At 71.7% G+C, this 13,644-nt stretch carries 9 protein-coding genes; all 9 read right to left on the bottom strand.

Annotation, left to right across the window (positions count from 1 at the left end; translation table 11 throughout):
• Positions 1-37: 37 nt before the first annotated feature.
• The 9 genes from ABTY56_RS14330 to ABTY56_RS14290 all read right to left on the bottom strand — a co-directional run bounded on the left by ABTY56_RS14330 (position 38) and on the right by ABTY56_RS14290 (position 13,582).
• Entirely contained in the window at positions 38-1,786 is a 1,749-nt protein-coding gene (locus ABTY56_RS14330) for a cellulase family glycosylhydrolase (protein WP_350629062.1), read from the bottom strand.
• 48 nt (positions 1,787-1,834) lie between these two features.
• Positions 1,835-3,346: a glycoside hydrolase family 43 protein gene (locus ABTY56_RS14325; RefSeq protein WP_350629061.1), complete on the bottom strand. Its 1,512-nt coding sequence runs from the start codon at positions 3,344-3,346 to the stop codon at positions 1,835-1,837.
• Between the two features lie 92 nt (positions 3,347-3,438).
• Positions 3,439-4,530: a cellulose binding domain-containing protein gene (locus ABTY56_RS14320; RefSeq protein WP_350629060.1), complete on the bottom strand. Its 1,092-nt coding sequence runs from the start codon at positions 4,528-4,530 to the stop codon at positions 3,439-3,441.
• A 170-nt stretch (positions 4,531-4,700) separates the two neighbouring features.
• On the bottom strand, positions 4,701-6,842 hold the full coding sequence (locus tag ABTY56_RS14315) for an alpha-galactosidase (protein WP_350629059.1): 2,142 nt from the start codon (positions 6,840-6,842) through the stop codon (positions 4,701-4,703).
• A 59-nt stretch (positions 6,843-6,901) separates the two neighbouring features.
• Positions 6,902-8,887: a beta-galactosidase gene (locus ABTY56_RS14310; RefSeq protein WP_350629058.1), complete on the bottom strand. Its 1,986-nt coding sequence runs from the start codon at positions 8,885-8,887 to the stop codon at positions 6,902-6,904.
• Between the two features lie 26 nt (positions 8,888-8,913).
• Complete coding sequence (locus ABTY56_RS14305) at positions 8,914-9,942, bottom strand: LacI family DNA-binding transcriptional regulator (protein ID WP_350629057.1); 1,029 nt, start codon at positions 9,940-9,942, stop codon at positions 8,914-8,916.
• A 54-nt stretch (positions 9,943-9,996) separates the two neighbouring features.
• On the bottom strand, positions 9,997-10,974 hold the full coding sequence (locus tag ABTY56_RS14300; RefSeq protein ID WP_350629056.1) for a carbohydrate ABC transporter permease: 978 nt from the start codon (positions 10,972-10,974) through the stop codon (positions 9,997-9,999).
• Positions 10,971-11,918 (bottom strand): ABC transporter permease, encoded by a 948-nt coding sequence (locus ABTY56_RS14295; RefSeq protein ID WP_350629055.1) that lies wholly within the window; start codon positions 11,916-11,918, stop codon positions 10,971-10,973. The genes ABTY56_RS14300 and ABTY56_RS14295 overlap by 4 nt, the downstream gene beginning before the upstream one ends.
• Positions 11,915-13,582 carry a type 2 periplasmic-binding domain-containing protein gene (locus ABTY56_RS14290; protein WP_350629054.1) on the bottom strand — a complete coding sequence of 556 codons (1,668 nt, stop codon included), beginning with the start codon at positions 13,580-13,582 and terminating at the stop codon, positions 11,915-11,917. Before ABTY56_RS14290 ends, ABTY56_RS14295 begins: the two co-directional genes overlap by 4 nt.
• Positions 13,583-13,644: the final 62 nt, after the last annotated feature.

Genomic DNA, 13,644 nt, shown 5'->3' with positions numbered 1-13,644 from the left:
GGCCGCCCGGAGGCGGCCGGGGCCGGGAGGACTGGGGTCAGGAGGCGGTGCCGGTCACGGTGTCGCCGGACCTGGTCAGGTGGTAGGTGACGGTGTCGCCGCTCCAGAAGCGGAAGACGAGGGTCGCCTGGGCGCCGTCCTTGAGGGACTTGAGGAAGTCGCCGTTCACGGTGGTGGTGTCGGCGCCGTAGTCGGGGCCGAAGTTGCCGAACGCCGGGTAGGTGGTCCAGGACGCCGGGCCGGCGGCGGTGCCGTCGGCGTAGGTGGACTGCAGGTTGGCCATCAGGTCACCGTTGAACCGGGTGGGGATGACCAGTGTGTCGGCGGTTCCGGTGGCGTCGGACATGGCCGGCTTGTCGTAGGAGCGGATGTTGAGCTGCCAGGGGACGCCGTTGGAGTAGCGGACCTGGATGTTCGCGTTCACACCGCGGGCGCGGTCACCGGCGAGCCGGGTGAGGGCGTCGGCGGTCAGGGTGAGCCGGTCGCCGTCGAGGGTGTAGTCCGTGCCGGGGATGAGCGGGCGGTCGCCCTGCCAGAGCCCGGCGAACCAGAGGCCGTTGCGGTTCAGGGTGATGGTCTGCGCGGTGATGGGGCCGGAGGCCGGCAGGAAGACGTTGTCGGTGGAGGCGGTGCCCGAGCGGGTGGTCCAGGACGACTTGACCAGGTCCATCAGGGCCGGGTCCCGCCACTGGAGGGTGGTGCGGTTCAGGTAGTTGGCGTCGTCCCAGAGCGCGGTGGTGATGCCGTAGGCCCGGGCCATGGAGTTGAAGTGCTCGTAGTACTTGAGCATCTCGCCGCGCTCGACCACGCCGGAGGTGGGCTCGCTCAGCAGGCCGTACTCGCCGACGTAGACGGGGATGCCCTTGGCGATGAAGGTGTCGTGCACCCGGGTGAAGCCGTCGGTCAGGTCCTTCTGGCTGGCGGTGTCGTAGGTGGTCCCGTTGGCGATGTTCACGCTGAACGGGTACCAGCTGTAGTAGTGCACGGTGGCGACCAGGTTGCGGTCGTGCAGCGAGGCCATCGTGGTGGACAGGTCGTCGAGCAGGTTCTGGGCGGAGTTGGTGACCTCCGTGGGCAGGACGAGCAGACGGTCCTTGTTGCCGCCGCCGGAGTTGCGCACGATGTCGTGGAACGAGGTGTTGAGTTCCCGCAGGTACCGGGTCTTCTGGGCGTCGGTCGCGTTGGCGAACTGCGGCTCGTTGATGCTCTCCATGAGCAGCGTGCGCGGCTCGTCCTTGAAGACGGTGGCGATCTGCTGCCAGGTGGAGTCGAACCGGGCCACGACGTTGTCGTGGTCGGTGGACATGTTCAGGATCCAGTTCCACGAGTCGTGGTGGACGTTGATCTCGACGTAGAGGCCGTCCGCCAGGGCCCAGTCGACCACCTGCTTGACCCGGTTCATCCACACCGGGTCGATGGTGTAGGGCGCGGTCTCGGACTGGTGCGGGAACCAGCTGACCGGGATCCGGACGCTGCGGAAGCCCTCGGACCTGAGGCGGTCGAACAGCGCCTTGGTGGCGGCCGGGTTGCCCCAGGAGGTTTCGCCGGGGATCGCGTCGAGGGTGTTGCCGAGGTTCCAGCTGGGCTGCATCCGGGCGACGGCGGCCATCGGGTCCTGCGGGACCCTGACCCCCGCCGCCTCGGCCGCCGACCGGGGCTGGTCGGCGGGCGCGGCGATCGCCGTGCCGCCGCAGAGGGCGCCGGTGGTGACCAGGGCCACCAGGAGTCCGGCCGTGCGGTGGAGGCGGCGGTTGCGGGTGGGTGCGGTCTGGTGTGCGTCGTTCACGGAGTGTCCCTTCGGGGTGAACGGGGTGGGGGAGCCCCTGACGGGTGGTCAGGGAAGGCGGAGCGGCTCGTAGTCGAACCGGTCGAAGTGGACGGTGCCGGCCGCGGCGTACATGCCGATGACCCGGCCGGTGAAGCCACCGGCCACCTCGGTGGACAGGTAGCGCCCGTCGACGGCGGCGAGCGCGGTGAAGGTGCCGTCGGGTTCCTCGATGCCGAAGGAGAGGACGTCCGGCCCGCTCCGTGCGCCGCGCGGGGGCGCGGGCGTGATCTCGACACCGAGCACCACGGTTCCGACGGGCACGGGCCGGGCGGCGACCTCGCTGCGCAGCGCGCCGATTTGGGCGAAGACCCGCACCTCGCCGTCGGCCGCCTCGATCTCGTAGTGGTGCTCCTCGTCCAGGCGGACGGCGAGGCCGCCGCGGCCCGCCGCGGGGTCGATCAGGGTGCGGGCCCGGCAGGCGAGGTGCTGCTGGCGCCGGCCCACGAAGACCGCGTCGTTCTCGTCCAGCGAGGCGCCGGCGGCGCGCAGGGTCAGCCAGCCGGAACGTTCCTTCGTGGTGCACAGGTGCTCCGGGCGCCGGCGCACCGAGATCCACTGCGGGTGCAGGTCGGCCTGGTCGAAGTCGTCCCGGGCCGGAACGGCGGGCGCGGGGTGCAGCGGCCAGACGGGGGTGGGCAGTTCGGGCGTGACCCGGCCGACGACCGGCCAGCCGTCCACCCATTCCACCGGGGCGAGGAAGGTTTCCCGGCCGAGCACGGACCAGCCGGGGGTGCCGCCGCGCGGCCGGACGGCGAGCAGCACCATCCACCAGGAGCCGTCGGGCGCCTGGACGAGGTCGGCGTGCCCGGTGTTCTGGATGGGACTGTCGATGCCGCGGTGGGTCAGCACCGGGTTGTCCGGACACGGCGCGAACGGGCCGGAGGGCGAGTCGCCGCGGGCGATGGAGACGGCGTGGCCGCGCTCGGTGCCGCCCTCGGCGATCATCAGGTACCAGTACTCGCCGATCCGGTACAGGTGCGGGGCCTCGGGGGCCTTGGCCCCGGGCGCGCCGGACCAGATGCGCCGCTGCTCGCCGAGGGTCTCGCCGGTCGTCGGGTCGATGCGGACCTGGGACACGCCGGCCACGGTGCACCAGCAGGTGCCGTCCTCGTCCCAGGTGAGGTCCGGGTCGATCCCGGGGACCCCGGGCAGCCGGACCGGGTCGGACCACGGGCCGGCCGGGTCGGTGGCGGTGAAGAGCATGTTGCCGCCGTCGTCGACGTTGGTGACGATCAGCCAGAAGCGCCCGTCGTGGTGGCGCAGCGTCGGCGCGTAGATCCCGCCGGAGGACGGTGTGTCGATCGGGAGGCGCAGCTGGCTCGGCCGGTCCAGGGCGTTGCCGATCCGGGCCCAGTTCACCAGGTCGCGGCTGTGGAAGACCGGGATGCCGGGGAAGTACTCGAAGCTGGAGCACACGAGGTAGTAGTCGTCGCCCACGCGGCAGACACTGGGGTCGGGGTGGAAGCCGGGGACCACCGGGTTGGGGACGGTGCCGGAGGGCTGGTGCTGGTCTGACACGCGGTCGGGTCCTGATTCGTGAGGAGGCGGTTCGAGTTCGGGGGTGCTGCCCCGGGCCCCGGGGAGCCCGGGGCACCACCGGCTCATCGGGTTCAGCCGATCGCGCAGGAGGCGCCGTTGAACCAGAAGGCGGAGGGGTTGGCGTCACTGCCGGACCAGGTGGCCTTGAAGCCCCACTGGACGCTTCCGCCCTGGGGGACGGCGGCGTTGTAGGACACGTTCCCGGCGTTGATGCCGGGGCCGCTCTGCTTCACCGTGGCGTTCCAGCTGCTGGTGATCGCGTTGTCGCCGGCGAAGTTGAAACCGAGGTCCCAGCCGTTGACCTGACCGAGGCCGTTGTTGACGACGGTGACGGTGCCGATCACGCCGCCCGGCCACTCGTTCTTGTTGTAGACGACCCGGCAGCTGGTGTGAACGATCACGAAGTCGACTTTGGAGCCGGCGATCGACAGGACCGTGTGGTTCCAGTCCATGGTGTCGCCCGGGCCGACGACGCCTTCCGGCCAGCCGCCGGGGGTGGTCAGCACGGCGCCGACCTTGATGCCCGGGTCGACCGCCTTCATCGCGTCGACGTACTGGACCGGGTTGGTCGCGTAGGTCATGGCGCTCTTGCTGCTGTGGGTGTCGTACTCCCAGCCGGTGCCGTTGCTGTACTCGCCGTTGCCGTAGACCTCGTTGCCGACCTCCCAGTACTTGATGCCGAAGCCCTTGGTGAGGTTGGCGTACCGGACCCAGTCGGCGGCCTCCTGGGGGGTGCCGGAGCCGTAGTTCACGGTGATGATCGGCTGTGCTCCGGCGGCGTGCACGGTGCCCATGAAGGCGTCGAAGCCGGTGTCGGGGGCGACGTACGCACCGCCGGAGGCGGTGCCGGTCTGCCAGTGGTAGACGTCGGAGTGGCTGCCGCCGGGGTAGCGGACGGCGCCGATGCCGGCGTCGCGGAGCAGGCCGGGCGTGGCGGAGTCGTTCATGGCGGGGTCGAAGACGGCGGTGTTGATGCCGATGCCGATGCCGATGCCGGTGTCGGGGACGGTGGCGAGCTGCAGGGCGGCGTCCACGGACACCGACACGGTGCTCGCGGCGGCCGCGGGCGGCGCGACGGCGGCGATCACGCCGGTGACCGCGAGCGGCAGGGCCGCCGCGGCAGCTATGACGCGTTCATGACAGGACTGCCTGGGTGATGTCACTGCGTCCCTCCAGGGGTGGGGGTGCGTGGTGTTCGGGTGGGGGATCGAACTCCCGCGTTCTGGACGGTGGGGCCCGGTGCGGCTGCACGGTGTCGGGCCCGGACGCGAAGCGTGCTCCGTTCGGGATGCGGGCCGGCGCGGTGGGGCGCGCGCGGTCGCGGGGTGCATGGTCAACTCCCTTCGGCGGGGCTCCTGGTGAGGCGCAGCAGGGCGGCGGACGGTGCCGTCGGCAGCGTCACGGTGAGGTGAGCGGTGTCCGGGTGCCAGGTGGTGGTGGCCCGGCCGGCAGCCGGGTAGAGCACCTCGGTGCGGACCTCGGCGCCGAGCAGGTGGGGCAGGTCGAGTTCCCTGACGGAGTCCTCGCCGTGGCGCCGCCAGACGGTGAGGTAGGTGGTGGTCGGGGTGTGCAGCGCCAGGGCGATCCACGCGTCCTCCCACCCGGGGAGGCCGAGCGGCCAGGCCGGCAGCGCGTGCGGCAGGTCGGCGCGGACGGACTTGTGAACGGTCACCGCCTCGTGGACCAAGTCGCGGGCCTCGGGCTCGAGTTCGGTGAGCCGGCCGGAGAGGTGGACGCGGCCGAGGAGCGCGTTGGCCATGGTCAGGGCGACTTCGTCGAGGGTGTCCCCGGGCTGTGGGTACGCCCACACGGCGCCCTGTTCGGGTGTGACGGCTGTCGGGGCCGCCGCCGCGATGGGCGGGTACAGGAGGAGGTCCTGCTGGTCGCTGGTGGACTGCAGCTGGAGCCGGGAGAGCAGGGCGTGGTCCGTGCGCATGCCGCCGGAGGCGCAGTTCTCGATCACCAGCTCCGGATGACGGTCCAGGATGCCGTCCAGCCAGGCGAGCTGGGCCCGGTTGTGGCCCAGCAGGCCTGCGGCCGGGGCCTCGCCGGGGTGGGCGCTGGTGCCGGATCCGGGGTCGGTGTTGTGGTCGAGCTTGAGGTAGCCCACGCCCCACTCGCCGACCAGGCGGTCCACCACGCCGTCCAGGTGTGCCCGGGCGGCCGGGTGGCGCAGGTCCAGGTGGTAGTGGCCGCTCTCCTGGACGCGCTGCCCGTCGCGGCGGAAGAACGCCTCCTGCGGCAGGGAGTCGGCGACGGGACCGGCGGCCCCGACCGCCTCCGGCTCCAGCCACAGGCCGGGGAGCATTCCCCGCTCCCGGATGCGGGCCAGGACCTCGTGGATGCCGTCCGGCCCGGGGAAGCGGGAGCCGGAGGGCTCCCACGCGCCGACGGTCTCCCACCAGTTCTCGCTCTCGTCGGCGTACCAGCCGGCGTCGATGACGAAGTACTCCGCACCGGCGTCGGCGGCGGCGTCGACCAGGGGCAGCAGCCTGGCGGTGGTGGGGTCGCCCATCAGGCAGTTCATGTAGTCGTTGAACACGACGGGCAGGCGGTGGTGGTCGGGGTGCGGGCGGCGCGTGGCCCGGCGGTAGCGGGTGAGGGCGGCGAACGCCCTGTCCGGGCCGCCGTCCGCGGCGAACGCGAGGGCCACCGGCACGGTGCGGAACCCGGCCCCCGGCTCCAATGGGTGGCGCCAGCCGTGGGCGGCGTCGTTCGGGCCGTGGAGCGCCACGTACGCCGAGTCGTCGCGCACGCCGCACTCCCAGCGCCAGCCCCCGCCGTTGTGCTCGATCTGCCACAGCCAGGTGCGGCCGGACCCCCGGTCCGTCAGGCCGCCCATCGGCAGGTGGCCGCAACTGGACCACGCCCCCTGTCCGGCCACGACGTGGGCGCTGCGGCCGGCGCGGAGGTGGAAGCGGCCGCCGCGGGCGGGTGAGGACGCCCGCAGCGGTCCGCGCTGCCACCGGAATTCGGCGAACCAGTCGTTCTCCGCCCAGAGCAGGTCCGCGCTTTCCAAGGCCTCGGGGGCGCCCCCGGCGAGGCAACCGGTCACGAACGAGCCGACCGACTCCAGGTGCAGGGTCCGCGTCCCTTCGTTGCGCAGCAGCACCTCGCTGCGCAGTACCGGCAGGCCGTCCAGCGACCGGTAGACCGCCTCGGCGGTCAGGCCGGTCTGCGGGTCGTGGAGCTCGACGGTGAGCACGTGCCACTCGCCGTCGCGGGTCGAGCGGTGGGAGCGGTGGCGCAGCTGCGCGCCGAGCGCGGTGTCGACGAGGTGCCGGCCCGACCAGTGGCGGCCGTGGGCTGCCGTCGTCACCTCCACCAGAGGCAGCGGAGCGCCGGGGCGCGGGCCGGCGACGTCCTCGCCGGGTGTGCCGATGCGGACCAGGCGGGGGGTGCCGTGCTCGCCGAGGGTGATCTCCAGCTCCAGGGCCCGGTGGCCCCAGCGGATCGTCTCGTGCGGGTCGGTCATGGCGGCCTTCCTCGGTCGTGCGGGGAGGACTCAGTGAGCGTTCACCAGGTTGTGAGCGTTCACAAAGCGCGCAGGACGGCGCAGCCGCCGGCGGGCAGCCGGCTCAGGGGGGCGTCCGTGAGCAGGTCGTGGGCCGGCTGGGGGAGCGGTGCGGCCTCGGAGCCGTGGTTGATCAGCAGCTGCCAGCTCCGGCCGTCCGGCGCGTGGCGGGTGACGACCTCGACGCCGGCCGGCAGGCCGGGCAGGTCCGGGGTGACGCCCGCCTCCGTGAGCAACCGCCCCACCAGCACGGCGTAGGCGGCGTCGTCGAGGCGGGTGGAGAGGTACCAACCGTGTCCGGATCCGAAGCCGTGCCGGGTGAGCGCCGGGCTGCCGGTCAGCATGCCGTGGGTGTAGGCCGCGACCGTCTCGGCGCCCTCGGTGCGCAGGGACTCGCTCCAGGAGGTGGCCGTCGAGCCGTCGGTGAGCGCGATCCGCTCGCTCTGGCGCAGCGGGCGGTGCTCCTCGACCCGGATCCCGAGCGCCTCGCGCAGGGGTGCGGCCGGGTAGCCGCCGAGCCGGGCGTGCAGGTGCTCGTCGACGATGCCGGTGAAGTGCTGGACGAGCAGGGTGCCGCCGTCGGCGACGTAGCGGCGCAGGTTCTCGGCGCCCGCGTCGGTGAGCAGGAACAGGGCCGGGGCGATGACCACCCGGTAGCGGCTCAGGTCGTGCTCGGGGTGGGCGAAGTCGACCGTCCGGCCCGCGTCCCACAGCGCCCGGTGGGCGCGGCGCAGCGCGGTGGGGTAGTCGAGCTCGGAGGACGGGAGGCCGTCGACGTTCATCGCCCACCAGGCGGCGGAGTCGTGCAGCACGGCGACCTCGGCCCGGACGGTGGAGCCGGCGAGTTCGCCGAGCCGCGCGACCGCCTCCCCGGTTGCCGTGACCTCGCGGAAGGTGCGGCTGTCCGGCCCGGCGTGCGGGACCATCGCCGAGTGCCAGGTCTCGGCCCCGGCCCGGGACTGGCGCCACTGGAAGAACAGCGCGCCCTCCGAACCGCGGGCGATGTGGGCGAGCGAGTGGCGCAGGACGTCCCCCGGCTCCTTGGCGAGGGTGCGGTCGCCGGCGTAGACGGTGTTGGTGCCCGATTCCATCAGCAGCCAGGGGGCGCCGCCGGCGAAGGAGCGGGCCCGGTCGGCGTCGTAGGCGGCGTGGGCGGCCGCGTCGACGCCTGGGGCGTCGGGGTAGTGGTTGACGGAGACCACGTCGACCTCGCGGCCGAGGGCCCACAGGTCGAGGTTCTGGTAGCCGGGCATCATGAGGTTGGTGGTCACCGGGCGGTCGCTGTGGGCGCGGATCGCGTCGCGCTGCTCGCGGTAGGCGGCGAGGGCCTCGTCGGACCAGAAGCGGCTGTAGTCCAGGGCCTGGCCGGGATTGCGGTGCCACTGGCTCGTCCGGGGCGGCAGGACCTGCTCCCAGGAGGTGTAGCGCTGGCTCCAGAAGGCCGTCCCCCAGGCCTCGTTGAGGGCGTCCAGGGAGCCGTGGCGGGCCCGCAGCCAGACCCGGAAGGCGGCGGCGGTGTGGTCGCACCAGCAGAGGGTGACGTACTCGTTGTGCACGTGCCACAGGGCGAGCGCGGGGTGGTCGCCGTAGCGTTCGGCGAGGGCGGCGGCGATGCGGCGGGCGGCCCGGCGGTAGGCGGGGGCGGTGAGGCAGTAGGTGTCCCGGCTGCCGTGGGTGAGCCCGGTGCCGTCGCGGCCGACGGGCAGGGCGTCCGGGTGGGCCAGGGTGAACCAGGGCGGCGGGGAGGCGGTGGGGGTGGCGAGGTCGACGGCGACGCCGGCCGCGTGGAGGCGGTCGAGGTGGGCGTCGAGCCAGCCGAAGTCGTAGCGGCCCTCCTCGGGCTCCATCAGGGCCCAGGAGAAGACGCCGACGGTGGCGAGGTTGACGCGTGCCCGGCGCATCAGCTCGTCGTCCTGCTTCCACACCTCCGCGTCCCACTGTTCGGGGCTGTAGTCGCCGCCGAAGGCGAGGCCGCCGAGGCGGTCGGTGAGCCGGCGTATGTCCATGGCGGAAGTGTCCTTCGGTAAGGGGGTCAACTGTGGTGCGGGGCCGGTGCGGTGCTTTCTCGGACGACCAGCTCCGGTGGCATCAGGACGAGTTGCTCCGCCACCTCGTCGCCCGCGGTCGTCGCGGCGATCCTCGCCATGACCTGGTCGACGGCGACCTGCCCGAGGTCCTTCTTCGGACTGGTCACCGAGGTGAGCCGGGGTGCGTGCTGCTCGGCCAGCGGGTCGGGGCAGATGGCGATGACGGAGGCGTCCTCCGGCACGGTCCGCCCGCTGGCGCGCAGGAGGCTGAGCAGCGGGCCGATCGCGGCCTCGTTCTGGACGACGAACCCGGTGGTGTCCGGGCGGTCCGCGAGGATGCGGGCCAGGGTGCCCGCGGTGCTCTCGTAGGTGCCCTCACAGGGTCGGTGGAGGAAGCGCAGGCCGCGCCGCTCGGCACGGGCGCGGAAGCCGTTCAGGGTGCGCTCGGCGTATCCGGCGTGCCGCCGGTAGACGCCGCTGCTGTAGCCGATGAAGGCGATGTCGCGGTGGCCGAGGTCGGCGAGGTGGTCGGCGCACAGGGCGCCGGCGGTGGCGAAGTCGTGGTCGACGCAGGAGAGCCCGGCCGGGTCGTCGGGCAGGCCGATGAGGGCGGCCGGGATCTCCTCGGCCCGCAGGACCGGGATGCGGTCGTCGTCGAGCCGGACGTCCATGAGGATGACTCCGTCGGCGAGCCCGGTGGCGGCGACCCGGCGGACACCCTCGGGTCCTTCGTCGTTGGTGAGCAGCAGGACGTCGTAGCCGTGTGCGCGGGCGGCCACGGTGACCGCGATGGCGATCTCCATCATCGTGGGCACGTGCACCTCGGGGCGGAGCGGAACCACCAGGGCGATGATGTGCGAACGCTTGCCGGCCAGGGCCCGGGCCCCCGCGTTGGGGTGGTAACCCAGGTCCGTGATGGCCCGTTCGACGCGGATCCTCGTCTCGTCGGAGATCGGGCGCTTGCCGCTGAGGGCGTAGCTGACCGTGCTCGACGAGACGCCGGCGTGCCTGGCCACATCGGCGAGTGTCACCATCGCTCTGCTTCCTTCGTGTCGCTTCCGGTGGAGGAGTGGTCCCGGTCGGACGGCTCAGCCCTTGATCGCGCCGGTGAGGACACCGGCACGCAGGTGCTTCTGCACGAACGGGTACACGATCATCAGTGGTACCAGGGTGAGGACCACGACCGCCATCTGCAGGGCGAGCGGTGCGGTCTGCGCGTGGTCGTTCCCGAAGCCGGCGTTGACCGAGCCGGGCAGGCCGTTGCCGCGGTTGACGTAGGTGAGCAACACGTACTGCAGCGGCCATTTCTGACTGTCCGTCGGCATGTAGAGCATGACGTTGAAGAACGAGTTCCAGTAGCCCACCGCGTAGAAGAGCGCGGTGACGGCGGTGACGGCGCGGGAGGTGGGCAGGACGACGGACCACAGGATCCGCCAGTCCCCGGCGCCGTCCATCCGGGCCGCGTCGATGAGTTCGGAGGAGGTGTCCTGGTAGAAGGAGCGCAGGACCAGGATGTTGAAGACGGAGACCGCGCCGGGCAGGATCAGCGCCCACCACTGGCCGTAGCCGCCGAGCCCGGTGACCACCAGGAAGCTCGGGATCAGGCCGCCCCCGACGAACATCGTGATGATCAGCAGCATGAGGACGAAGCGGTGGCCGAGCGAGCGGGGCCGGGAGAGGCCGTAGGCGCACAGGACCGAGACGACCATGGACACGGCGGTGCCCACCACGGTGATGCCGAGGCTCACGAACAGGGCGGTGAGGACCGTCGGGTCGCTGAGCATCTGGCGGTACGTCCCGGTGGTCAGGCCGTCCGGCCAGATCACCAGGCCGCCGGCCCGGTTGACGGCGCCGGGGGTGGAGAAGCTGGTCAGCACGATGATCCAGAGCGGGACCAGGATGACGGCGAGCATCCCGCCGAGGGTGAGGCCCTTGGCGGCCTGGCCGACCGCGGTCGGCGGCTCGTCCCAGGACGGGCGGTTGGAGCGGGCCCTGCGGCGGGCGGCCGCCGACGGTGCCGTGCGGGACTTCTCGCCCCGCGAACCGATGGTGAGTGCGTTGGTCATGTGCGATACAGCCCGTCCTCGCCGAAGGCGTGCGCCAGCTTGTTGGCGCCCCAGATGAGCAGCAGCGAGACCACGCTCTTGAAGAGCCCGGCCGCCGTGCCGTAGCTGTAGCCGCCGGTGGCGACGCCGTAGTAGAAGGAGAAGGTGTCCAGGACGTCCGCGGCCTCGTGGCCGACGGCGTCGCGCTGGATCAGGAACTGCTCGAACCCGACCGACAGGGCGTTGCCGAGCCGCAGGACCAGCATCAGCACGATCACCCCGCGCAGGCCCGGCAGCGTGATGTGCCACATCCGCCGCAGCCGCCCGGCGCCGTCGGCGGCCGCGGCCTCGTACAGTTCGCTGTTGATCGCGCTCAGCGCCGCGAGGAAGACGATGATCCCCCAGCCCGCCTCCTTCCAGACCGCCTGGGAGGTGACCAGCAGGGCGAAGGTGTCCGGGTTGGTCATGATGTCCCAGGTGGCGACGGAGTGCTGGCGCAGGAACTGGTTGAGCACGCCGGCGCCGCCGAGCATCTGCTGGAAGATCGTGATCGCCAGCACCCAGGAGAAGAAGTGCGGCAGGTAGACCACGGACTGGAAGAAGTTGCGGATCCGCTCGCTGACCACCGAGTCGAGCAGCAGGGCCAGGGCGATGGGGATCGGGAAGAAGAGGATCAGCTGGACGAAGCTGAGGTAGATCGTGTTCTGCAGCGAGGCCCAGAACGCCGGGTCGCCGAACAGCTGCTGGAACTGGTCGAACCCGACCCATTCGCTGTGCCAGACCCCGACCAGCGGGTCGTACTCCTGGAAGGCGGTGATGATGCCGAACAGCGGCACGTAGTTGAACACCAGGAGCAGGACGACCGCGGGGACGGTCATCAGCAGGAGGGACTTGTCGCGCCGCAGCCTGATCCGCCAGTCGAGCCGCTTCGGCTTGGCGGGGCGTTCCGTCCGCGTGGTCCTCACTGACCGGTGCCGTACTTGTCGATGACGTTCTCGGTCATCCACTTCTTGAGCCGGTCCCCGGGGCCGTTTCGCCAGCTGGCGATGACGTCCTGCAGTTCGGAGAGCTTCTTCTTGCCGCGGTAGCAGTCCCGGACGATGTCGTTGACGCTCTGTGCGGCCTCGGCCGTGGCGATGGCCTGCGGCATGGTGTAGTTCATGCCCCAGAAGGGCGGCTTGGTGAGGGCCTGGACGTTGGCGGCCTGCCAGGCCGAGTAGTCCTTGGTGACCAGGTCGGCGCCCGGGTTGCTGACCACGGCGGCGGGGGCGGCCAGGAACGGGTAGGTCTGCGCCTGGACGCACTTCTGGCCCTCGTCGGTGAAGGTCGGCACCCCGTTCACGCGGTTGTGGTGGACACCCTCGACGCCGTAGTTGATCAGGGTGAACTCGGCGGTGCCGTAGGGGGCGGCGAGGTAGTTCGCGACCGAGAGCAGTTCCTCGATCTGGGCGGGCTTCAGGTCGGCGTTGAGGTAGCTCAGGATCCCCGTGGCGGAGCCCATGTAGAGCACGGGCTTGCCCTTGCCGTCGGCGGCGAAGGTGTTGAAGGCGCCGCGCCGGTAGTTCGGGTCCGCGGCGGTGCCGGCCTGGTGGTCGGCCAGGTTCCAGGCGCCCGGCCCGCCGCCGCCGATCAGCGCCTTCCCGCTGTAGAAGCGGCTGCCGCTCTTGCTGTCGCCCGCGAGCGCGTCCGGGTGCACGTAGCCGGCGGCGGTCAGCTTCGCGTGCCAGTCGACGGCCTCCAGGAACTCCGGGGTCTCGAAGAGGTGGACCAGCCTGCCGTTGTCGATCTTCCACTTCTGCGGGCAACCGAAGGCCGTGAAGAAGTAGGTGAACACGTCCTCGAAGGCCCACACGCCCCGCTTGGCGTCGGTCAGTTCCTTGCCGAGGTTCGCCAGGTCGGCGGCGGACTTGACGTCCTCGGCGCTGATGCCCCGGGCTTCGAGGATGTCCCGGCGGTGGTAGATCACCCCCGCGATGGAGAAGTTGCTGGAGAAGGAGGGGATGCCGTAGAGCTTGTCGCCCCAGGCCCCGATCTGCCAGGCGCCGGTGGGCAGGGCGGCCAGGTTCGGGTACTTCCTGATGTTGTCGCCGGACAGGTACGAGGTCAGGTCCGCGAGCTGGGTGTTGGCGAGCTCGCCGGTGTTGAAGTTGGGGCTCCACCAGCTCGGCAGGCAGATCCAGTCCGGCAGCTTCTTGGCGGCGGTCATCGTCGGGACGATGGTGTCGTAGTGGTTGCCGTCCGCCGGTTTGACGGACAGCTCGCACCCGAGGGCCTTGGTCATCGCCTGGTAGAACGAGTTGTCGACCGGCGGGTTGGTGCCCCACAGCGGGGTGACCGCCGTGTAGCTGCCGCCCTTGCCGGGGACGCCGGAGACGCCGGAGGGCGGGTTGACGGGGTAGGAGAGGTAGGCGGGGTCGGTCGCGGCGTCGGGGCCGCCCGGTACGGAGGCTATGTCGGGCTTGACCGCGGTGCTGCTCGGCACGTGGGTCGGCAGGGCGGCCTTCAGGCCGTCCTTGGTGTTCGCCGTGCCCTTCTTGCCCGATCCACCACCGCAGGCGGACAGCAGGGGTGCCGTCGCGGCGGCTCCCGCGACGGTGGCGGCTGTGCTCAGGAAGCTCCTGCGGTTCAACCCGGATCTCATGGCGGCGTGGCCCCTCTCCGTCGAAGCGTCGAAGCGGCGAAGCGTCGAAG

It is taken from the genome of Kitasatospora sp. NPDC097691, assembly GCF_040302665.1.
GTDB lineage: Bacteria > Actinomycetota > Actinomycetes > Streptomycetales > Streptomycetaceae > Kitasatospora.
This window is presented reverse-complemented; position numbering and strand designations above follow the sequence as displayed.

Excerpts from the sequence above, each read along its gene's own strand:
- ABTY56_RS14315 (WP_350629059.1), bottom strand. The coding sequence starts at position 6,842 with ATGACCGACCCGCACGAGACGATCCGCTGGGGCCACCGGGCCCTGGAG.
- ABTY56_RS14300 (WP_350629056.1), bottom strand. The coding sequence starts at position 10,974 with ATGACCAACGCACTCACCATCGGTTCGCGGGGCGAGAAGTCCCGCACG.
- ABTY56_RS14305 (WP_350629057.1), bottom strand. The coding sequence starts at position 9,942 with ATGGTGACACTCGCCGATGTGGCCAGGCACGCCGGCGTCTCGTCGAGC.
- ABTY56_RS14310 (WP_350629058.1), bottom strand. The coding sequence starts at position 8,887 with ATGGACATACGCCGGCTCACCGACCGCCTCGGCGGCCTCGCCTTCGGC.